Consider the following 21,491-nt stretch of genomic DNA (forward strand, 5'->3'; position numbering starts at 1 on the left):
TCATAATATTTGAGGTGAATAAAGTGGGTTTTTCCATAGGGAGAAAAGGGACTAGCTTAGAGAAGGTTAATTTGGATAATTTTGATATTAGTTTATTATCCAGGGGTAATGGGGCTGAAGTGATGATTCAGTCTATTAGCAAGGATAATATATTTTATATCTACCCAGGTGAATCTCCAGAAGTGATGGAGTTTTTTTATATACTCCAAGGTGAAGTAGTTTGTGAGTTGAATGGAGAAAAGATAATACTTGGCCCACATGACTATTATTCCGCGAGCAATTTACAGGAGCCGATACATTTTAATGCACTAACAGATGTTTCATACCTGTGGTTCATCACTGAGCCGACATTCTACCATATAAGCCAAAATGTAACGGAATTAAAGAAAATGGTAGAAAAAGTGGAGGAAAGAGACCCATATACAAGTAAGCATAGTGATAGGGTGTCAAAATACTCCATAAAGATCTCGAGAAAAATGAAACTTGAAAAAGAGAAACTGGAAAACTTATATATCGCTTCCTATCTGCATGACATTGGAAAGATAAATATACCTACAGAGATATTAAACAAACCAGGAAAACTTACAGAGAAAGAGTATTCCATCGTTAAATTGCATCCATTAGATGGAGCGAATATGGTAAAGGGCTTCTATAATGAAGAAATTCCTAAAATAATTGAACAGCATCATGAAAGATTGAATGGCAGCGGATACCCGAATGGAATAAAAGGAGATGAGATTCTCCTTGAGGCAAGGATAATCTCAGTAAGCGACACATATGATGCGATGACAGAAGACAGAGCCTATAGGAAAGCATATTCAGCAGCCTATGCGATGGAGGAAATAAGAAGACTTACACCAACTCATTATGACCAAACAGTGGTTAATGCCTTAGAAGAAATACTAAAAGAAGAGGGACACCTCTCCTAGTGTCCCTCAAGTTGTTATTCTCTTCGCACTTTCTCTCACTTCATATTCAAGTAAAATACATCCCAAAATTAATCTATTTTCTTCTTCTCTTTAATAACAGCATTTTTGTCTGCTGTGAATTCCTGTTTGTATTCGACTAAATCAATCTCGCAGCCTGGGCCCAAAGTGATAAAGTTTCCTCTTACGACTTTTGCCTTGGTGTATTCCAGGTGGATGTGGTCGCCTTCTATTACCTCTGACTGCAGGTTTTTGTTGAAGTTTTTGATAAACTTATCTAATAAGGAGCGGGTATTTCTTTTCTTCACTGTGATGGTTTCTCCACCGATTTCTTTTGCATAGGATTTTCCATGCAGAATAACGTTGATTGTATCAGCATTAAGAAGGCCTTGAATTTGAAAGGCACCTTCTGCCTGAAAACTTTCGCATTCGCAATCTTCCCCTATATCTATCGATCCTTCTATTGTCAGTTGTTCTCCCTTTGCACTTTTGCCTACAGTGGAAGCACCCTTCACTTCTAATTGCTGAAAATGGAAAAATCCTTTGACAGTTGCATGACCGTGAATCTGAACTCTTTCAGTTAAAAGATTCCCGGTTATGGTAGAACTGCCCTTGATGGTCGTGTTCTCGGCGTGTACGTTTCCAGTGATTTTCCCCGCACCATTACATTCCAAATCCACACACTCAAGATCATGGACAATGGTTCCACTGCCATTAATGACCACCTTATTAAATGTTCCTCCTCCTACACTGCCACTTCCATTAATAACTAAATCTTCTCTTTTAGCATTTTGCATCTCGTCATCTCCTTAGTATCGAACCACTTTGTGGGCCTTTGTAGTTTTATTGGATTTATAGCTGCTCTGATATTCTACAACTTCTATATCACAACCTGGACCAAGGGTAATGTGGTTGCCCCGCACTATTTTTGCAGTGGTATGTTCGAGATAGATGTTGTCACCTTCGATGCTTTCAACCATAAGCCGGTTTTGTCCTCCGAAAAAATTTAGCCATTTCCCTTTGATACGAATAGTTTCGCCGCCGATTTCTTTTATGCGGCTTGTGCTATGCGCCAATGTTACAGTTAATTTCCCGACATTCAGAAGCCCTTCAATATCCAATCCACCTTTGACGGACAAAGTATCGAGTTCCACTGACTCTTTGGATGACAGCCAACCTCTCACAAGACAGGCATCCCCGGTCATCTTCTTTATCAACTCAAGGTTGCCGAAAACCTTAAAGTTCCTGCCTTTGATCTCGTCATAGACCTTGCTGTTTCCGAACATCTTAAACGTGTCAACGGATGCTTTGCCGTTCATTTTAAAATCTCCGAAAATTTTGATCGTGTCACAATGCAGATCCCCACGGATATGCCCTTGCCCATGGATCCTTACTTTATTATAAATGCCACCTGTGGATGTGCCTTCTCCAAAAATCCGAATGTTTTTCTTAGTGATAGCGGTCATCTGTTACCCCCCATTACCAACTTGTTTTTTAAATCCTCTATAACGGCTCCCATTGGCTGCTCTACAATAACCTTTGCATGGGTATCAGCAAAAACATCATGGGAAGAACCGAGGAGGAGAACAAATGCGACCCCCATTTTTCTTACAACAAGCAACTTTGCATTGGTCTGATCTGTTTTTGAATAATGCTCCTGTAAGGTATGAAGAATCTGCTTCGCTTCTTCCAAGACGATCTGACCTTCTTGAAGCAGGTTGTTCACAAGAAAGAGATGTAAAATTCCTTCAAACTCGAATGTTTCCTTCTCGCTGATTTGCTCAGAGTAAAAAGTAAGGATAGATTCTGTAACAATGTTCTGTTTAATTAATTCAGCTTTGGTGAGAGTAATCTGTTTAGCATTGGGAGAGAACATTTCAGCTAATTCATCTAAAGAAACGTCCGTCTTCATCTGTTTGATTTTATTGATTCGGTCCAATATTTTTACTCGTGGAAAAAAGGTTTCCTGTCCGGTATAAGTGGACTTGCGAACAAACCAATCTTCAGGGATCAGGTCTTTACGCTTCCAGCGATACAATTGACCGTAAGAAATACTGGCTTCATCCAATAAATCCTTCTTGGAAATCAATTCTTCTTCCATGGCTATTCCTCCGTTATAGTTTCATTATGTGAATCCAGTGTAACATAACACTGTTACGTTTGTAAACGGTGTAATCAATCTACTTAAAAGCAGGAAATTAACTGTGGGGTGAAGAAGTAGGTCTTTTATTAAAAAGAGAATAAAGGGGTATTTTATGCAACTAAGTACTCAAATGGATCCATTGTTACATGAGTTAAGAAATTACTGCTATTCCATAACAGGGAGTCGCTGGGATGGGGACGACTTATTCCAGGATACCGTGATGAATATAATGAAAAGAGCGTCTGACATGGAACTTCATCCAAATCCAAAGGGGTATCTTTTTAAAGCAGCTACCAATCAGTGGCGAGATACCATCCGTAAAAGGAAAAGAGTAAATCTGCTGGAGTTCGATAAGGTTCAGGCCCCTTCGACAATTGACATCAGTCTGTTGGATTCTGTGGAAATGCTGACGGTTCTCCTGCCGTTTAAGCAAGCGGCATCCATCTTGCTTACGGAGTATTTTTGCTTCTCCGCTAGTGAGGTGGCGGACATGCTTGGGATGACAACCGGGGGAGTAAAAGCTGCCTTGAATCGAGGGAGAACGAGGTTAAAGGTGATGATGGATTCTCCTGAGAAAAGAGAGCCAATCGATTCACTGATAAACCGTCTATTATGTGGATTAAAAAAGGATGACCCGAAGATAATCATTTCTACATATCGAATATTGGTGTCCAGAGGAGTAAAGGTCAAAAGCGGTGACAAACACTTTGTTTTTACGCTGACAGACCCGGATGGCAATACGTTTGACATTTTAGAAAAAATTTAAAAGATTTTCGTATCTTTTCAGCTCGTAAACTCGTTATTTAATAAAGGGGGTGAATACTATTGAAAATGGTGAAGAGAATTGATACGGTTTTTGTTCCTGTGACGGATATTCAGCGGTCGGAGGAGTGGTATATGAAAGTGTTTCCTTTTCGAGTGGTGTATCGGAGCGGAGATGGTAACTATGTTGGCTTCCGTTTTAATGAGGAAGGGGAAGAAGTGAAAACGGCATTAACGATTTTCAAAACCGAGAAGCTGCCGGAGCGCATTCACAGTCCATTCAATTTCTATATCGAGGAGGTCGATGGATTCCATACTTTCCTGGTGGAAAACGGCTATAACGTAGGGGAAATCCACTCTGCGGATGGAATGCGTTTCTTTGACTTCTATGATCCGGATGGCAATACATTGGGTGTGGTGGAGTTTTAAAGGTAATAAGGAGGATATCACGATGATAAAAAGAGTGGGGACTACCTATATACCGGTTTCAGATCCGGAGACTGCTTCGAACTGGTATCAGGAGACTTTGGGTGCAGTGGAAAATTTCCACAATGAGGACAAGGCGATTATGGATTTTGCCGATCAAAGCATTTTTCTTGTCAAAGCTAAGCCAGGGGAGAGATTGGGTTTTGAAGACATTCATGGGAACCTTCATTTCTCCATGACATTTGAAGTGGATGGATTTGAAGAACTTTCTTCCTTACATACGTTCTTAAAAGGAAAAGGAGTCGAAGTCGGGCAGATAGAAGACCGTGGCCACGCGGGAAACAACTTTGTGTTCTATGACTTGGATGGAAATCTTTTCGATGTATGGAGTGAATTGAGTCCAAAGTTTAAAAATAGTAGATAAAGAGTGTGAACATTATTTCTGTCTGCATCCTGCTTTCCACTCCGGTCATTCAAAAAGTGGCGGGCAAAATTTTAAAAGCACGGAAACGCTATCCGTGCTTTTACCGTTATTCACTATCAATGAGGAAGATTTACCTGCCACGAAACACCAAAACGGTCATTCAGCCAGCCGAACTTCTTGCTAAAGCCGTAATCCCCTAATGGCATAAGTACTTGTCCATCGACACTGAGCTTCTCGAATAGCGTATCGAGTTCCTCTTCCGTATCACATGTGATAAAAATGGAGAAGGAAGGAGTAAAAGAGAACGCGTGCTTTATATTACTGTCAATGCACATAAACTCCTGGCCCTTCAAGGAGAATATCGCATGCATCACGGTTCCTTCGTCACCAGATTCATTGGCTCCGTAACGAATTATACTTTTTATCTCAGAATCCTCTATTAAAGACGTGTAATAATTCATCGCTTCCTCTGCATCGGCATTTTGAAACATCAAGAATGGTGTAACTTTTTCCATTGTTATCGACTCCTTCGCTATTATTCATTCGACTCCGATCGTCCTGCTTCTTCTCTCCAACAATACTACATCACGCCACACACCATTCATTTTACCCACTTTTTCACGGACACCGATTACCCTGAAATGAAATTTTTTATGTAGGCCAATGCTGGAATGGTTCTCGGGAAAAATACCTGATTGCAGCGTCCAGTAACCATGCTGCTCACTTGATTTAATCAATGCATGCAGAAGCATACTGCCGACTCCCATATTCATACTTCTACTACCAACATAGACGCTTACTTCCGCTACACCATTATAGACACACCTGCTGGAAACAGGACTCAAGGCAGCCCATCCCATTACAGTATCTCCTGAACGGGCTACAATACGACATTCCGAAATGTGATCCCTGTCCCAATCACTCCAGGTAGGTGCCTCTTGTTGAAACGTGGCATTCCCCGTGGCGATGCCCTCGAGATAAATTTGGCGCACTTGATTCCAATCTTCCGGTTTCATGGTATCTATTAGAATAGAATTGTCCATAAAATCACCTTCACCTTAAAGTTATTCAGACTGCTTGGTCGCGTCCACAATGAGAGAAGGAAAGACCAAGTTCTCCCCTTGATTCCTTGAATCATACTTCTTGGATCGGAATATCACCCCTTCCTTTCCATCCCAATCATTAAAATGGAACTTGCCATTTTCATCGCAATACTCCAGCAGTTTCACTTTAAATCCTACAGCCTTGAACATGTTGGATAGGGACTTATAATTGTGTACAATTTTGTGACTTGCAGCAGGGTGGTCTTCGGGGCCAGGGCCACCTATTTTCACGATATTCTGGTATTCTTCATTCGGAAAAAAACCGTCAGGAACCGCACAGCGTACATAGCCATTCGGGGCCAAAAATTGATAGCAGACCTTGGCCGCTTCCACCCCTTCTTCATACGTTAGGTGCTCCCATATGTGTTCCGCTAAAATGGCGGAAAGGGAATTCTCGGGAAACTTATTTCTCCACGTGGATTCTTCCAATAGGTTAAGTTCCTGTTCCTGGGTATGTAGCCACCCTGGATTATTATGATACTCGCCAGCTCCCACGACAACTTTCATAATTCCACCACTCCTCTATTTCAATTCTTCTATATATTCAACAAAAACAGCATCAATCCTCCCGATTGAAACTTCAGTGCCCTTATGATCCTCTTTTGAAGGATTAGGATATAGGAATAGTGCCTTTATCCTTTTATGATGTAATCATGTATACTAGGGAGAATAGAAGTTGGATTGAAAGGAGTTACTCCCTATGAAATATATGAAATCACAAATGAAACAGCTGATCAAGGACAACGACCACCTACAGCAGCGCCTAAGAGAGCTGATGGACCAGCACGGCCTGGAAAAAAACTTCGCCCTAAAAGCGTTGTATCATTCAGAGGTTGCTGAAGGCGGAAGATATCAATTGGATTATCAGGCGCTTGATCCCAGGGATTAGCCTTTCTGTTTTTAGTGCCAGCTAGAAAAAAGCAGTGTGATTTCACAACAGAAATCACACTGCTTTTTGCATTTCTTTATTTCAATAATAATTTATTGCAAATCGATAAATTCGATGCTAAAATCAAATTATTATTAAGTAGATGAGGTGCATTCTATGAAACGGGAAACAATCTTTTTAAAACTCGTTGTGGTTCTGATGGGACTGCCTGTTCTTGCTTTGTGTATTTTTGTATTACCTGAGATAGCGAGATTTTTTGCAGAATTAAATCCAACCCTGGATTTTTTGCAGTATCCCTTTTTAATCGGGCTGTATATAACAGCAATCGTATTTTTCGCTGCACTGTACCAAACTTTAATGCTTTTAAGCTATATTGACAAAAACGAGGCGTTCTCTGAAGTTTCAGTCAGTGCTTTAAAGAAAATCAAATACTGCGCTATCATTATCGGTTCCTTTTATGTGGTATTTATGCCACTCATCTATCTTATGGCAGAGGTGGACGATGCCCCGGGTATGATACTGATCGGAATGGTCATAATCTTTGGTTGCATGGTCATTGCAGTCTTTTCCGCTGTACTCCAAAAGTTGTTAAAAAATGCGATCGACATAAAATCAGAAAACGATTTAACGGTCTGAGGTGAAAACATGGCGATTATAATCAATATTGATGTAATGTTGGCTAAAAGGAAAATGAGCGTAACCGAACTTTCAGAGAGGGTCGGAATCACAATGGCCAACCTTTCCATATTAAAAAACGGAAAGGCAAAAGCGGTCCGACTATCAACCTTAGAGGCGATTTGCAAAGCGCTGGAATGCCAGCCTGGAGATATATTAGAATACAGAAGTGACGAAGAGTGAAGAGTGAGTGGGGACAGTAGACCTGTCCCCATTATTTCATTTTGTAATACGTAATCCCGAGTGCCAGAGCCAGTACACCGCCTTTGACGATATCCATGGCGTAGTAGGGGACGGACATCATGACGAGGCCGTTTTGGAGGACGCCGATGAGTACGGCTCCGATGAAGGTTCCGAAGGCGTTGGGTTTGCCTGCGCCTAATACGGAGAAGCCGATGAAGGCTGCGGCAACGGAGTCCATGAGATAAGGTGCTCCTGCATTGATTTCAGCTGTCATGATCCTTGATGCCAGGACGATTCCGCCAATGGAGGCAAAAAGGGCAGACATCAGGTATGCTACCGTTTTGTATCTGTTCACGGGAATCCCTGAGAGCTTGGCGGCTTCCGCATTCCCGCCGATCACATACATATACCTGCCGTGCTTCGAGTATGTCAAAAAGATATGTACGAAAAGAACGACGGTGCCCATGATCAGTATAATCCAGGGAACTTGGCCAATTTTACTGAAAAGAGGGCTGATCAGTCCTTCGTAGAAGTTTCCATCAGGCATGATCATGTTTTGAGAGATGGCCGCGCCTCTTGTATATGTAAGGGCGATTCCTTGAATGATGAACATCATGGCAAGGGTGAGGAGCATATCCGGAATCTTCACTTTTACGATCAGCAGGGAATTCAAAAGGCCAACAATCAAAGAAGCCGTGATGGCTGCAATGATGGCAATGAAAGTATTCTGTGAAAACCATACAAACATGGAAATCACGATCGCGTTCGATAGGGAGGCGACAGAGCCGACCGATAAATCAAATCCATTCACAGCAAGTGAAACGGTAATGCCAATGGCAATGATCGTTACAATCGAAATGGATCGAAGAATGCTGATGATGTTGTTGCCTTGGATAAAGGATGGATTGGCCATGGTAAAGACGGCAATCAACACGAAAATGGTCAGGATGGTTCCATATTTATATAAAAATTGAAATAAAGAGTTCGAACTGAGTGATGTGCTACCCTGCATGTTACTTTCCTCCTGCTGAGTAATATAGGATTTCTTCTTCATTGGTCTCTGATGTAATAAGCTCCCGTGAAACCTCGCCATCATACAATACATACATACGGCTCGTGATCCCCATTATCTCGGATGTTTCCGAGGATGCATAGAGGACCGCTTTTCCGCGCCTTGCCAGATTGGCAATCAATTCATATATATCCTTTTTTGCCCCAACGTCTACACCCTTTGTCGGCTCATCGAAAATGTACACATCGGCGTCTGTGATGAGCCACTTTCCAATCGCTATTTTCTGCTGATTTCCGCCGGAAAGATGCTGTGCAAAGGCATCTGGGGAGGGTGTTTTGATTCCGAGACTCGTAATAAGTTCAGTTGCTTTTTTCCTTTCCTTTTTTCGATCTAAAAAGCTGAAAAAAGAAGTGAACGAGTTCAAGGAAGCAGCCGTAAGGTTTGTCGTAACCGTTTCAGCCACAAGGATTCCTTCTTTTCTTCTTTCTTCCGGAACGAGTGCTATACCCCTTTTCACCGCTTCATGAGGACTCTTTAGCTGAACCTTTTGCCCTTTGATGAAAATGTCACCGGATGTCACGTCCGATAGGCCGAATAGCGTCTTGCATAGCTCCGTTTTGCCAGCGCCAACAAGACCGGCAATCCCTACGATTTCGCCCTCTGCGACTTTGATGGAAAGGTTATTCAGTTTAGTAGAGTCGGAGAGATTGCTCACTTCCAGCACAGTTTGCCCACGCATGGCTGGTTGTTCCGGGAATTGCTCCTCCAGCTTCTTGCCAAGCATCTGTTCCACCACTCTGTTTTGAGTAGTAGCCGTTGTCACTTCTCTAGACACAAGCTTTCCGTTACGCATCACCGTTATCTCCTCGCAGAGCTCGAAAATTTCAGGCAGCCGATGAGAAATAAAGATGATGCCAACATTTTGATTCTTTAAGTCTTCTATTATACGGAAAAGCTCCTTCGTCTCCGTCTGGCTTAATGGGGCTGTAGGTTCATCCAGAACCAAGAATCGGCAATCGGTTGCGATGGATTTTGCGATCAGCACCATTTGCTTTTCCGCGAGTGTCAGTTCGCTGACAAGCCTTCTGGAGGATAGATTGATGTTGAGCCTGTCCAGCACAACGGATGCTTCCTTATGCAGCCCTCGCCAGTCGATGAATTGTCTGTTCCCACGGACTGTCTTTGCAAGCATGATATTTTCCCCGACTGTCAGATAGGAAACGAGTGCGGTATCCACTTCCTGATAGACCGTCTGGATGCCAAAGTCCTGTGCATCCTTTGGCGTGCGGATGGGGAGGAGGTTTCCATCAAGCGCAATTTGGCCGGTATAGTGACTGTAGGCCCCAGAGAGAACCTTCATCAGTGTGGACTTTCCTGCACCATTGGCTCCGATAAGCGCATGTACCTTTCCGGTTTCCGCTGTGAAATCGACCTGATTTAACGCTTTCACTCCCGGAAATTCGATGGAGATGTCGGTCATTTGAAGAATCTGTGCTGCCATATCATGTCCTCCTTTCACAAAAATGAGACACTCTCTTTACTAGGAAAGGAGAGTGCCCTAATATGCTGGCTACTTCTGATAATGCTCCTTCAGCACCTTCATCCAGTCCTCTTCAAATGCCGAGGAGGTTCCCCAGCCGTCAATGATATCTGCGAGGTTCACCATATTTACGGCTTGATCTGATTTGCGAAGCTCCTCCTGGGAGATGAGGGATGCCTCGAGGTCATAGGTTTCCGGCGTTTCCTCGCCAGCCAGCTTCTTTGCAAGCAGACGCAGATTGACTGCACCAATCAGTTTCGGATCTACTGCCGCTGTGTATTTCCATGGGCTTTTTTCCACCTGGATTTCCTGAAGATCGGCATTGGATACATCGATTCCGTAGATTTTGATCTCGTCACGTCCAGCTTCCTGGATCGCACGTGCCGCACCGATTGCGAAGGCATCCCATGTCGCGAAGATGGCGTCGATTTCACCTTTTTTATGTTTATTCAGCATCGCAGCTACGGCATTCTGGGTCTGAACGGAAGTATCAGCAGCTGCCACACCGAATCGCTCGACTTCCTTGATGCCGGGATTGCCAGAAAGCGTATCCGTATAGACTGCGTTCCGTCTTACCATTGGAGGAAAACCGTCCACCCAAAGGTAAACAATATTTGCTTCCCCATTAAAATCCTTCACCAGCTGATCAAGTGCCAATTTTGCAAGTTCTTCATCGTCCTGGGAAGTCTGTGTCACACCTTCCACAGTCCCGACATCCGGATTGGAGTCGAATGTCACGACGCTCTTGCCTGCTTCCACCAGCTTCTTCACCCCTTCTACAGTCGCCGCATCATCCCCGTGGGAAAGGATGACCCCATCATAATCCTGAGTGACAGCCTGCTCGATTGCATCGTGGAACTTGGCGCTGTCCCCGTTTGCTGTGAATACATCCACTTCAAAACCGAGTGCTTCTCCTTCCTGTTTTGCACCTGCCAGGAATTGTGCGGTATGATCATCGCCCCCGATTTTGCGGATGACCTTGATTTTCGCACCCTCGCCTTCTGCAAAGCGCTCCGGTACATTTTCAAAGGATACCTTTTCCTCGGCTCCTGCAGTCTGGCCGGAATTCCCGGAAGAACATCCTGTTAAAAGTAGTGATAAGGATAGTGTTGCGGCAAATACTGATTTCACGATTGATTTATTCTTCATGCTCATGACTCCCCTTTAGTTTTTTCTATTTTTGGCCAGGGAGGAATCATACAAAATAAAAAAACCTCCCTGAAAAGAGAGGTTTCACCGCAATATATATATCGGGATGCTCCTCTCTCATCTTTCAGAACACAGATATGTCCTGCAGGATTTAGCACCAATTCCAAATGGAACGGTTGCCGGGCATCATAGGGCCAGTCCCTCCGCCACTCTCGATAAGAGAATACGTATTAAATTCTTTTGAAAAATTTATAATTATCACTTTAATAGGTTGAAGAGGTAATGTCAAGAAGTAATTTTCCGAGAATTTGGAGAGTTTGCAAGCTATAAACAAGAATTACTGGAACTGATCAAGGAAGAAGTTTAAAATCAATATAAATGAGTGGGGACTGTCCCCGTGGAAGGAGAATGGTGAACATGGACAGTAAATCCTTTTTCTCCAACAACATAAAAGCTGCACTGAAAAATAGTCCGCCTGGTGAATGGATGCCAAATATTCCGGAGAACTGTATTCGGCTGAATTCCGGCTATCCTGCACCAGAGCTTGTTCCTGACCAGGAGCTGAAGGCAGCAGTGGCGCGCCTCCTGGATGAGGAGCGGGATTTGCCTCTTCACTATCTAGGAAGTCGGCGTATCGATAAGCTGAAAGAGCAGATTCAAGATAGATTGGTGGAGCGTGGGATGCGTGTATCCGGTGATGAGCTATTGATCACTTCCGGCGCATGCCAGGCGATTGATTTGGTTGCCCGGATCCTCCTTGACGAGGAAGCGGTCGTTGCAATGGAAGCACCAACCTATATGGAGGCATTGGAAATCTTCCGGAACTACACGGATCATTACATCTCCATTCCGGTTGATGAGCAGGGTCTTCAGACTGACCTATTGGAAAAAGAGCTCGAAGAAAGAAAACGGAGCGGCCTCGCTTTGCCGCGTTTCCTGTACACCATCCCGACCTTTCAAAATCCTACCGGGACCACCCTGGCAGCAGAACGGAGGAAGCATCTGCTGAAGCTTGCCTCCTCCTACAACTTTCTCATCATCGAGGACGATGCCTATGGGGAGCTTGCATTCAACGAAAGCCCAGAGACGCTGAAGGCGATGGACAAAGAGGGACGGGTGCTTCATATCGGTTCCCTCTCCAAGGTCGTGGCTCCAGGCATGCGGATCGGATGGGTAGTAGGAGCGCGTGAATTCATTACAGCACAATGGTGGTTCAAAAAAGACCTCGATCATCCATTTGCCCATAGTACAATGGCCACTTTTCTGGAAAACATCGACTTCGAATCGAGGCTTGAGATGCTGAGGAGGACCTATCGCGAAAAGTGTGCGGCCATGCTCTCCGCATTGCAGGAAAACATGCCAGAATCCGTTACGTGGTTTGTGCCCGAAGGAGGCTATTTTGCCTGGGTGAGGATTCCGGGAGTCGATACAGCGGAAATGCTGGCAGCGGCCATGGCAGAAGGGTTAGCCTACATTCCTGGGAAGCACTTCTTTCTGGATCAGGCAGAAGGAAAAGAGTTTCTGCGACTTTCATTCAGCTATGCGGATGTGAAGGAGATTGAGGAAGGAATAAAGAAACTCGGGAAAGTAGTCGTGAATGTTGCAAAATAAAGAAGAGGCCGTTCGAAAAGTTTGCTTACTTTTCGGACGGCCTTTTTACTGGGGACATGGGACCTGTATCCCTCTTACTTGTTAAGCCTTTGTGAATGTAGGTTATTACAAATAAAATCCTGACTTTACAGGTTTTTTTATAGAATTAGGAAATCCCTTCCATTTACACTGTAAACCTATTGAAATATCAGCCATGTCACTCTTACTAGTAAATTACTTACCACCTCCTCCATTTGTCACTGATAATAATAGGAGAGGAAATTGGAATAGGGCGATTAGCCTTAATATTTTCACTACCTATTAATGGTAGGTTCATACTCCTTTTACACGAGCTTGTTATCATTTTCTTGTAGCTAAATATGAGGGAGGAATTACCATGTTGAAAAAAACTTCAAGTATTGTGATTGCGGCAGGTGTTCTATTATCTGGACTGGGCGTAAATATCGGTTTGGAGGAAACAGAGGCAAAAAAACCGGAAATAGTAGCTAATCAAAAGCATGGCAAGGTAAAGAATGTCATTTATATGATCCCTGACGGATATAATGCAGCCTATGCCACAAACTATCGCTGGTATAAAGGAGAAGACTCTTCATATGATACACATGTGAAGGGGCTGATAAAAACTCACTCAGCTGATACAGAGGTGACAGACTCCGCTGCAGCAGGTACTGCAATGGCTACAGGGGTAAAAACGAATAATGGGATGGTTGGGGTGACACCTGATGGAAAAGAAGTGGACTCCATTCTCGATGCTGCAGAGAAATCCAAAAAGTCCACAGGGCTTGTGGCGACGTCCACGATTACTCATGCAACTCCGGCTGTCTTTGGAGCCAGCGTCACCTCACGCGGAGATGAAGCGTTGATTGCCCCCCAATATTTTGAAAATGGTGTGGATGTCATCTTTGGTGGCGGACGAGAATACTTTACCACAGTAGAAGAAGGCGGCAAACAGCCTACCACGAACCTTATTGAACAGGCAAAAGAGAATGGATACAAATATGTATCAGATCGTGACCAACTGGCTACTGCAAAAAGTGGAAAAATTCTTGGGCTGTTCGCTGATAATGCAATGGCAACGGAAATGGGGCGGAAGGAGACTAACGAACCTAGCCTAGCGGAAATGACGAATGCAGCAATCGGTGCCCTTAAACAGAACAAACATGGCTTCTTTCTGATGGTGGAAGGTTCTCAGATTGATTGGGCAGGTCACGCTCACGATGCTGCATGGGCCATGAATGATACAAAAGCGTTTGATGAAGCAGTCGAGGCTGCCCTTGAATTTGCAAAAAAGGATGGCAACACCCTTGTCGTGATTGCAGGTGATCATGAAACAGGAGGAATGTCTGTCGGGTCAAACGGCCAGTATGACTTGAATATTGATATTCTCCATCAGGTAGAGGCTACTGGCGACATGATGGCAGAACAATTGAATGATGATCGAAGTAATGTGAAGGAAATAGTGAAAGAATATACAAAGCTGGAGCTTTCCGATAAGGAAGTGGCTGTTATAAGGAATGCAGAAAAACCGGCACTCGCCATAAATGAAGTGATAAGTGACAGGGCGTTGGTGGGGTGGACAAGCAGCGCACATACAGGAACTGATTTACCAGTCTACGCTTATGGTCCACAATCAGATAGATTCATAGGAATGCATGATAACACAGACCTCCCTAAAATTATGGCGGAAGCAATGAAAATTAAATTTGGCAAATAAGCTTATATCGGCTCTCCGAAAAGTTGATCACTTGACTTTCGGAGGGCATTTTTTATAAGAGATGATAACGTGGGCGGGGCCAGGACACTCCCGAAAAACTAAATTACTCTATCTTGCCTATACCGAAGTAGAATCGACCAGGAGACCAAGAAAATTATCATTTTCAGTCACCACCCCAAAGCTTACCGAGTATCCTATAAGTAGGGAGTTCTGTAAGAAGAGCTTACTACGAATAAGTGGAGGTGAACTGATGCTCATTTCAGAGTTGGATGAGAATACGATAACAGATGATCAAATGGCAAGCCTACTGTTCAAAGGCCTGGAGGATGATCAGCACAATGGCGACTGCATTCTTGTTGTCGGTAGCAGCAAAGCGGTCCAATACCGCCTGCCAAAAGCGGTAGAACTTTACCACAGCGGCAGAGCAGGGAAGATTCTATGTTCCGGTGGTGTGAAATGGGACGGGCAGGAGCATGCTGAGGCTGTTGCGCTAAAACATGAAGCGGTCAAAATGGGAGTGCCTGAAAAAGATATATTAGTAGAGGATCTCTCCCTCCACACGAAAGAGAATGTGCTGGCATCCATGCTGGTATTGGACAGGGCATTTTCCCTTCATAATATAGACAGGCTGCTGATTGTCACTACGGCATTTCATATGAAAAGGCTACACCTGACGCTGAAAACGTATATGCCGCCTTGGATCAACTTTACCCTCTGTCCGATGAATGACCGCACAACACGTGCGGATAACTGGTTTCAGAGTGAGCAGGGGAGAAAGCGGGTGGAGGCAGAGGCACGGAAGATCATCATGTATGTCAAACAGGGCGCTTTGGTGGACGAAGACATCTTCCTGTAAAGTCACTTTCCAAAAAAGAAAGTGACTTTTCTCGTTTTTAGACCTTCCCGAACATATCCTAAGCAAGGAAAAAGGCTGTTCAGGCTATGTAGAAGACATGTGGGTATTCCATTTCAAATACTGAGATTTCTTTACATCAATATAGTAAAATGAAGGTACTAAAAGAAAAGTAGTGGTGATTCACATAAAAAGCAGAATGAAACAGCTGTTTGACGAACAAAAAAGTGTACACGTGCTGTATGCCTATAAAGGAATGAAGAATTACCTTGAGCAGGTAGTCCAATATATACAAGATGGCATATTGGCGGGAGATTACGTGATTCTGATTGAAAACGACCGTCTTTCCCATATGATCCACAAAGAATTGAGCATGAGGCTAACAAAAGAACAAATGAAGTTTTTTCACTGGGTCAACAGCTTCGATTTTTACTTTTCAAGTGGCAGCTATCATCCTCCTGCTATCGAGAAGTACTTTCAAAAAACGGTACAGCCATATATTGAAAAAGACATTTCTTTCCGGTCCTGGGCGCATGTGGAGTGGAGGTCGATGGAGGATCCTCTGCATCTGATAGAGGATTTTGAAAGAATAGTTGATAAAGCGGTGAATGTGGTGTCCTTTCCTTTAATCTGTGCGTACGAAGGAGAGAAGATGCCAGACTACCTGAGAAACATTTTGCTGGAAACACATCCTTACGTTTTGGTGGAGGATGATTTGATTGACTCGAAACAATATCATAGCGGAACAAGATAAGGAGAGGAGTCACCTCAAAAAGGTGACTCCTCTTTTAGTTCTTACTCAAATAGGGAGATGGTTACTGGACTAAGATCCGAAATTGGGATTACGTCCAAACATTACATAGTCTTCATTAAGAAGAAATTTTGATTGCAGGCTTGCCCAAAGCAGAAAGTGATTTTTCTCTTATTTGACACAATACTACAATATTCTCTTCCGGAACATTTTACGCATCCTTAACTTATAATCCAGGATTCACTCCGTATTATTTGTAGTCCAAACAAAACTAATTTATCTAATCAAATTATTCAGAATATAAATAATATTTTTAATTATCGATTGACATTTTAGTATTACTTAGTAAAATTATTGTTAATAGTAAAACGAAAATTATACGATAAGAGCAAATGACGTTATACAAATAATCAGGATACTTATAAAGCCAAAATGTATATAGGAGGTATAACATGATTATTCATAAAATTGAAACCGCTTCCAAAGGGGAGATGGAGGAACTTCAATTAAAACGGCTACAGGAGACAGTAAGCAGAGTTTATGAAAAGGTCCCATTTTATAAAAATAAGTTTGATGAATTAGGTGTAAAGCCTAAAGATATTCAATCTATAAGAGATTTGATAAAACTTCCCTTTACAGTAAAAAGTAATTTAAGAGATCACTATCCATTTGATTTTTTTGCTGTTGAACAAAAAGAGTTGGTGCGTATTCATGCTTCATCAGGAACTAGTGGAAAGCCTACGGTTGTAGGTTATACAAAAAATGATATTAAAAATTGGTCCAAGCTTGTAGCACGTGCTATTGCTGTTTCCGGTGGGGAGCCTGGAAAGATACTTCATAATGCATATGGATATGGCCTTTTTACAGGTGGGCTTGGTCTCCATTATGGAGGGGAAGAACTGGGGATGATTACGGTTCCTGTCTCGGGCGGGAACACAGATCGCCAAATCTCCCTCATTGAAGATTTTAAGCCAGAGGTCATATGCTGCACGCCTTCGTATTTATTAAATATAGCGGAGCGTATGGAGGCACTTGGTAAGAGTCCAAGAGAGACATCTTTAAGATTCGGCATATTGGGTGCAGAACCTTGGTCAGAGGAAATGCGCCGTACGATAGAAGGAAAGTTTGATATAAAAGCATGTGATATCTATGGATTAAGTGAAGTGATGGGACCAGGGGTTTCAATGGAATGTCATGAAGCACAGGATGGCCTTCATATTGCAGAAGATCATTTCCTAGTAGAAGTGATCGATCCAATTACACAACAACCTGTTCCGGATGGAGAAGACGGAGAGCTCGTGTTCACAAGTTTGACCAAAGAAGCAAACCCTATTATCCGTTATCGTTCAGGTGATATTGCTTCTCTAAATAGAAACAAGTGTAAATGCGGACGATCTACCATTAGAATGTCACGGGTAAAAGGCAGAATAGATGATATGCTCATCATTCGTGGAGTAAATGTGTTCCCGTCTGAGATTGAGCATTTTCTCCTCTCGGTAAATGAAATCGAACCACATTATCAGCTCCATTTGTATAAGAAAGGAAGCATGCAACATGTGGAACTGCATGTGGAAGTAAAAGAAGAATTTTATAATGGAGTGCAGAGCGATATGAATCATGAAAATATTAATAGACTAGGTAAACAAATCCAAAGCCTGATCAAAAGTTCATGCTTAATTTCTATAGAAGTTAACGTGCTTGAACCAAAATCCATTCCAAGATCTGAAGGAAAAGCAGTAAGAATAGTGAATCGTATGAATGAACCACAAGAAGTATAAGGGTGTTATTATGACATTTAAATAAAATTCCGTATTAATTTCGTAATGAATATTATCTCGTTCAATAAAAGGGTGGTAGAATGACTGACTCTATTCAATTTTTGATTTCCGGGCTTACTATCGGGAGTATTTATGCGATAGTCGCCCTAGGATTTGTAACGATTTACAGCGTAACAAAAGTTATTAATCTGGCACAAGGTGAATTTGTCATGCTTGGCGGAATGACGATGTTCTCCTTAATAAGTTTAGGTATACCCTACTTTGTCTCTTTTCTTTTAACAATTGTCATAGTGGTGGCAATAGGCTGGTTAATTGAATATATGATTATCCGAAAAGCAAAAGGAGCAGATCCATTAAGCTTGATTATATTAACCATTGGTACTGCCATATTCATTCGAGGAATTGCGGGTATGGTGTGGGGAAAAAACGCGGTCAAGGTCGACTCATTTACTGGTGATGATCCGATAAATGTATTTGGGGCATCCATCACTCCGCAAAGCATCTGGGTAATGGTTTTTATGTTGATCGTTGTTGTCATCCTCTATTTGTTGATAGAAAAAACAATGATTGGAAAAGCGTTTCGAGCATGTTCAGTTAACCCGATTGCAGCCAGATTAATGGCCATAAGTCCAAAGAAAATGTCCTCATTTTCCTTTGCCTTAAGTGCCGGTTTTGGAGCGTTAGCAGGACTTGTTATTGCCCCTATTCTTTTCCCTTCCTATGATATGGGAATCATGTTAGGGATTAAAGGGTTTTCTGCAAGTATTTTAGGTGGATTGGGCAGTGCGCCAGGTGCTGTAATTGGGGGGATTTTATTAGGTGTTATTGAAGCATTTGGAGCTGGTTACATTAGTTCTGGAATGAAAGATGCGATAGTTTTTAGTGTGGTACTGATGCTATTACTTATTAGACCATATGGATTACTAGGAGAAAAAAATGTTGGAAAGGGAGGGCTATAATTGATACATAAAGGTATCCAACGATTTGGTTGGAAAGGAATTATAGCTTTTGCGGTATTTATCCTCATTCTCCCGTTTATCTTATCTTCTTCCTTTTTTATTACAAAGGCTACTTTTGCAGGGATATATACCATTATCGCAGTTGGACTGGGTTTATTAATGGGATTTGCTGGTCAGATTTCACTGGGACAAGCTGCCTTTTATGGGGTTGGTGCCTATTCTACTGCAGTATTAACGACCACTTATGGAATGAATCCATGGATCAGCTTAATCATCTCTATAGCGGCACCTGCCCTTATTGCGTATATATTAGGGCATACCATGGCAAGACTTCACGGCTATTATTTAGCGATGGCGACACTCGCATTTGGTATTATCATCCACGTGCTTTTGGTGGAATGGAAATCCGTAACGAAAGGGGCTTCTGGATTTTTTGGAATTCCCAAGATTGAGCTATTTGGTTTTGTTTTTAAACAAGGCCTTCCCTATTACTATTTAGTTTGGGCATTTGCTTTACTTGTGATCATTATTTCCCTGAATATTATTCACTCACGGATCGGGCGGGCATTACGATCCATCCACGATAGTGAAGTTGCATCAAGTGCAATGGGAGTAGATACAGGGCGGTATAAGATGCAGGTTTTTGTCATCAGTGCCATGTTTGCGGGGCTGGCCGGTTGGCTCTTTGCTCATATGTCCTATAGTATTTCTCCAGGGTCCTTTGGTTTGAATGGTTCCATTTTATTTTTGACAATGGTGGTTCTAGGCGGGGCGACTAGTGTATGGGGGGCTGTATGGGGAGCATTGCTGATTACAGTCATCAGTTTGGTAGTCCATACGTTAGGGACACATATCTCCTTTATCACAAGTGACTTTGAACATGTACTTTATGGATTCATTATGATGTTGGTTGTCATTTTTCTTCCTAAAGGATTGTTCCCTTCTATAGCTTCTTTGGTCAAAAAGACATACAAAAATTCTAAACCTACCGGGCAATCCCAAAACCTTAGCAAGGGGGATACCAATGTCTAGCTTACTGGAAGTAAGAAATTTGACAAAACGTTTTGGCGGAGTCGTTGCAAATAAAAATGTTTCTTTTGAGATTGAGGAAGGAAAAATAACGGGCTTAATCGGCCCAAATGGAGCAGGAAAAAGCACTTTATTTAACATAGTTTCAGCTGTTTTTCCTCCATCCGAAGGAGAGATTTGGCTCAAAAATGAAAGAATCGATTCTTTCCCAGCGTATAAAATTGCTCCATTAGGTATTTCAAGAACGTTTCAAAACCTGCAAGTTTTTAAGAATATGACAGTACTCGAGAATGTGATGGTTGGTTTGCATACCAGAACCTCATCCGGTATATTAGCTGCGGCGTTAAGACTCCCCAGGTTCAAAAAAGAGGAAGAATTTATTTATAAGACTTCGATGGAAGTACTTGAATTTGTAGAAATTGAAGACATTTGCGACGTAGAGGCTGGAAATCTATCGCTAGGAAAATTGAGGCTGCTGGAATTAGCAAGAGCGCTCTCCACCGAACCAAGGCTGTTATTATTTGATGAAATTGCAGCGGGATTAAATCACCAGGAAACATTGGAAATGAGTAAGCTTATTTTAAAAATAAGGGATCTGGGCATATCGGTTTTTATCGTAGAGCATGATATGGATTTGGTTATGAGAATCTGCGATAAAATCATCGTTCTCGATCAAGGGGAAAAGATTGCCGAAGGGACTCCAAAAGAAGTACAAAACAATCCTCATGTCATAGAGGCTTACCTTGGGGCAGACGAAGGGGAGGATGGAAGCCGATGAGCTCGAAGATTTTGGAAATCAAGGATGTTTCCTTTAGTTATGGCCCCATTCAAGCTTTAAACAGTGTTGATTTTCATGTTAATAAGGGTGAAGTTGTGGCACTGCTTGGAGCAAATGGTGCCGGGAAAACGACGATCCTTAAAAATATATCTGGTCTTCTCAAGCCAACCCAAGGTCAAATTCTTTTTGAGGATGAGAATATAACACCATTTGAGGCAGAGAAGATTGTGGAAAAAAGGTTAATTCTTGTGCCTGAGCATAGACAAGTCTTCAGTACATTATCTGTATTGGATAATCTATATCTAGGAACCTATCATCATTATAAAAGAACAGGAAAAAAAGAAGTGGAACGAGATATTGAAAAGGTGTTTCAATTATTTCCGATTCTAAAAGAGCGAAAAGAGCAGCTTGGAGGAACTCTTTCAGGAGGTCAACAGCAAATGTTGGCGATTGCCAGGGCTATTATGGCAAAACCGAATCTTCTTTTACTGGATGAGCCATCTCTCGGGCTAGCTCCTTTAATAGTCAAAGAGGTATTGCAATACGTGAAACAATTAAGGGATGATTTTGGTGTAACAATATTACTTATCGAACAAAATGTAAGCGCTTCGTTAAAGGTTGCAGATCGAGGCTATGTCATGTCACATGGGGCCATCATCAAAGAAGGACATTCAAAAGATTTGCTGAAAGATCCTGAGATTAAAGAGGCTTTCTTAGGCACCTCAGTGGTGTAAGGTTGAACGCTTATCAAGCAGTTTGAATGAAACCAATAGAATATAAGGGGGA

25 protein-coding genes and 1 riboswitch are annotated in these 21,491 nt (G+C 42.4%); of the genes, 16 read left to right on the plus strand and 9 right to left on the minus strand.

Going from position 1 to position 21,491, the window contains the following annotated elements; all coding sequences use genetic code 11:
• The first annotated feature begins 23 nt into the window (after positions 1-23).
• Positions 24-929 carry an HD domain-containing phosphohydrolase gene (locus ACQCT5_RS02290; RefSeq protein WP_499638591.1) on the plus strand — a complete coding sequence of 302 codons (906 nt, stop codon included), beginning with the start codon at positions 24-26 and terminating at the stop codon, positions 927-929.
• 68 nt (positions 930-997) lie between these two features.
• On the opposite strand, the gene ACQCT5_RS02295 is transcribed toward ACQCT5_RS02290, so the two are convergent.
• Genes ACQCT5_RS02295 through ACQCT5_RS02305 form a run of 3 tightly spaced genes read right to left on the minus strand, consistent with a single transcriptional unit; the run spans position 998 to position 3,027 of the window.
• Positions 998-1,723, minus strand: a complete 726-nt coding sequence (locus ACQCT5_RS02295) for a polymer-forming cytoskeletal protein (protein ID WP_499638593.1) — start codon at positions 1,721-1,723, stop codon at positions 998-1,000.
• A gap of 12 nt (positions 1,724-1,735) precedes the next feature.
• On the minus strand, positions 1,736-2,392 hold the full coding sequence (locus ACQCT5_RS02300; protein ID WP_499638595.1) for a hypothetical protein: 657 nt from the start codon (positions 2,390-2,392) through the stop codon (positions 1,736-1,738).
• A complete protein-coding gene (locus ACQCT5_RS02305) occupies positions 2,389-3,027 on the minus strand; it encodes a YhbD family protein (RefSeq protein WP_499638597.1) in 639 nt (212 codons plus the stop codon). Before ACQCT5_RS02305 ends, ACQCT5_RS02300 begins: the two co-directional genes overlap by 4 nt.
• A gap of 154 nt (positions 3,028-3,181) precedes the next feature.
• Here ACQCT5_RS02305 and ACQCT5_RS02310 point away from each other — a divergent pair, with 154 nt between their 5' ends.
• From ACQCT5_RS02310 to ACQCT5_RS02320, 3 genes are all read left to right on the plus strand, one after another.
• Positions 3,182-3,835 carry a sigma-70 family RNA polymerase sigma factor gene (locus ACQCT5_RS02310; RefSeq protein WP_499638599.1) on the plus strand — a complete coding sequence of 218 codons (654 nt, stop codon included), beginning with the start codon at positions 3,182-3,184 and terminating at the stop codon, positions 3,833-3,835.
• Between the two features lie 65 nt (positions 3,836-3,900).
• Positions 3,901-4,260 carry a VOC family protein gene (locus ACQCT5_RS02315; protein ID WP_499639091.1) on the plus strand — a complete coding sequence of 120 codons (360 nt, stop codon included), beginning with the start codon at positions 3,901-3,903 and terminating at the stop codon, positions 4,258-4,260.
• A 22-nt stretch (positions 4,261-4,282) separates the two neighbouring features.
• Complete coding sequence (locus ACQCT5_RS02320) at positions 4,283-4,681, plus strand: VOC family protein (RefSeq protein ID WP_499638601.1); 399 nt, start codon at positions 4,283-4,285, stop codon at positions 4,679-4,681.
• A gap of 116 nt (positions 4,682-4,797) precedes the next feature.
• Here ACQCT5_RS02320 and ACQCT5_RS02325 read toward each other — a convergent pair whose 3' ends face one another.
• From ACQCT5_RS02325 to ACQCT5_RS02335, 3 genes are read right to left on the minus strand one after another with little or no spacing between them, the layout of a single operon-like run.
• Positions 4,798-5,196, minus strand: a complete 399-nt coding sequence (locus tag ACQCT5_RS02325; protein WP_499638603.1) for a VOC family protein — start codon at positions 5,194-5,196, stop codon at positions 4,798-4,800.
• Positions 5,197-5,220: 24 nt separating this feature from the next.
• Positions 5,221-5,724: a GNAT family N-acetyltransferase gene (locus ACQCT5_RS02330; RefSeq protein ID WP_499638605.1), complete on the minus strand. Its 504-nt coding sequence runs from the start codon at positions 5,722-5,724 to the stop codon at positions 5,221-5,223.
• A 21-nt stretch (positions 5,725-5,745) separates the two neighbouring features.
• A complete protein-coding gene (locus ACQCT5_RS02335) occupies positions 5,746-6,291 on the minus strand; it encodes a class I SAM-dependent methyltransferase (RefSeq protein ID WP_499638607.1) in 546 nt (181 codons plus the stop codon).
• A 193-nt stretch (positions 6,292-6,484) separates the two neighbouring features.
• Here ACQCT5_RS02335 and ACQCT5_RS02340 point away from each other — a divergent pair, with 193 nt between their 5' ends.
• The 3 genes from ACQCT5_RS02340 (at position 6,485) to ACQCT5_RS02350 (ending at position 7,531) form a co-directional block, all read left to right on the plus strand.
• Positions 6,485-6,673: a hypothetical protein gene (locus ACQCT5_RS02340; RefSeq protein WP_499638609.1), complete on the plus strand. Its 189-nt coding sequence runs from the start codon at positions 6,485-6,487 to the stop codon at positions 6,671-6,673.
• A gap of 156 nt (positions 6,674-6,829) precedes the next feature.
• Positions 6,830-7,309, plus strand: a complete 480-nt coding sequence (locus ACQCT5_RS02345) for a DUF2975 domain-containing protein (RefSeq protein ID WP_499638611.1) — start codon at positions 6,830-6,832, stop codon at positions 7,307-7,309.
• 9 nt (positions 7,310-7,318) lie between these two features.
• Positions 7,319-7,531 carry a helix-turn-helix domain-containing protein gene (locus tag ACQCT5_RS02350; RefSeq protein ID WP_499638613.1) on the plus strand — a complete coding sequence of 71 codons (213 nt, stop codon included), beginning with the start codon at positions 7,319-7,321 and terminating at the stop codon, positions 7,529-7,531.
• A 31-nt stretch (positions 7,532-7,562) separates the two neighbouring features.
• On the opposite strand, the gene ACQCT5_RS02355 is transcribed toward ACQCT5_RS02350, so the two are convergent.
• The 3 genes from ACQCT5_RS02355 to ACQCT5_RS02365 form a co-directional block, all read right to left on the minus strand.
• Positions 7,563-8,543, minus strand: a complete 981-nt coding sequence (locus ACQCT5_RS02355) for an ABC transporter permease (RefSeq protein ID WP_499638615.1) — start codon at positions 8,541-8,543, stop codon at positions 7,563-7,565.
• A 1-nt stretch (position 8,544) separates the two neighbouring features.
• The gene (locus ACQCT5_RS02360) at positions 8,545-10,044 is read right to left on the minus strand and encodes a sugar ABC transporter ATP-binding protein (RefSeq protein ID WP_499638617.1); all 1,500 of its coding nucleotides are present in this window, start codon (positions 10,042-10,044) and stop codon (positions 8,545-8,547) included.
• A 69-nt stretch (positions 10,045-10,113) separates the two neighbouring features.
• Positions 10,114-11,232 (minus strand): sugar ABC transporter substrate-binding protein, encoded by a 1,119-nt coding sequence (locus tag ACQCT5_RS02365; RefSeq protein ID WP_499638619.1) that lies wholly within the window; start codon positions 11,230-11,232, stop codon positions 10,114-10,116.
• Between the two features lie 114 nt (positions 11,233-11,346).
• Positions 11,347-11,454, minus strand: a riboswitch (SAM riboswitch).
• Positions 11,455-11,649: 195 nt separating this feature from the next.
• Here ACQCT5_RS02365 and ACQCT5_RS02370 point away from each other — a divergent pair.
• The 9 genes from ACQCT5_RS02370 to ACQCT5_RS02410 all read left to right on the plus strand — a co-directional run bounded on the left by ACQCT5_RS02370 (position 11,650) and on the right by ACQCT5_RS02410 (position 21,439).
• The gene (locus ACQCT5_RS02370; protein WP_499638621.1) at positions 11,650-12,843 is read left to right on the plus strand and encodes an aminotransferase-like domain-containing protein; all 1,194 of its coding nucleotides are present in this window, start codon (positions 11,650-11,652) and stop codon (positions 12,841-12,843) included.
• Between the two features lie 376 nt (positions 12,844-13,219).
• Positions 13,220-14,557 carry an alkaline phosphatase gene (locus ACQCT5_RS02375; protein ID WP_499638623.1) on the plus strand — a complete coding sequence of 446 codons (1,338 nt, stop codon included), beginning with the start codon at positions 13,220-13,222 and terminating at the stop codon, positions 14,555-14,557.
• Between the two features lie 250 nt (positions 14,558-14,807).
• On the plus strand, positions 14,808-15,413 hold the full coding sequence (locus ACQCT5_RS02380) for a YdcF family protein (RefSeq protein WP_499638625.1): 606 nt from the start codon (positions 14,808-14,810) through the stop codon (positions 15,411-15,413).
• Between the two features lie 175 nt (positions 15,414-15,588).
• The gene (locus tag ACQCT5_RS02385) at positions 15,589-16,164 is read left to right on the plus strand and encodes an MEDS domain-containing protein (RefSeq protein WP_499638627.1); all 576 of its coding nucleotides are present in this window, start codon (positions 15,589-15,591) and stop codon (positions 16,162-16,164) included.
• A gap of 449 nt (positions 16,165-16,613) precedes the next feature.
• Positions 16,614-17,939: a phenylacetate--CoA ligase family protein gene (locus ACQCT5_RS02390; RefSeq protein ID WP_499638629.1), complete on the plus strand. Its 1,326-nt coding sequence runs from the start codon at positions 16,614-16,616 to the stop codon at positions 17,937-17,939.
• 80 nt (positions 17,940-18,019) lie between these two features.
• Positions 18,020-18,898, plus strand: coding sequence for a branched-chain amino acid ABC transporter permease (locus ACQCT5_RS02395; protein ID WP_499638631.1), 879 nt, complete (start codon positions 18,020-18,022; stop codon positions 18,896-18,898).
• The gene (locus ACQCT5_RS02400; RefSeq protein ID WP_499638633.1) at positions 18,899-19,930 is read left to right on the plus strand and encodes a branched-chain amino acid ABC transporter permease; all 1,032 of its coding nucleotides are present in this window, start codon (positions 18,899-18,901) and stop codon (positions 19,928-19,930) included.
• On the plus strand, positions 19,923-20,705 hold the full coding sequence (locus tag ACQCT5_RS02405; RefSeq protein ID WP_499638635.1) for an ABC transporter ATP-binding protein: 783 nt from the start codon (positions 19,923-19,925) through the stop codon (positions 20,703-20,705). Before ACQCT5_RS02400 ends, ACQCT5_RS02405 begins: the two co-directional genes overlap by 8 nt.
• On the plus strand, positions 20,702-21,439 hold the full coding sequence (locus tag ACQCT5_RS02410) for an ABC transporter ATP-binding protein (RefSeq protein WP_499638637.1): 738 nt from the start codon (positions 20,702-20,704) through the stop codon (positions 21,437-21,439). Before ACQCT5_RS02405 ends, ACQCT5_RS02410 begins: the two co-directional genes overlap by 4 nt.
• Positions 21,440-21,491: the final 52 nt, after the last annotated feature.

The sequence above is a fragment of the Sutcliffiella halmapala genome (assembly GCF_050107295.1).
Lineage (GTDB): Bacteria > Bacillota > Bacilli > Bacillales > Bacillaceae_I > Sutcliffiella_A > Sutcliffiella_A halmapala_A.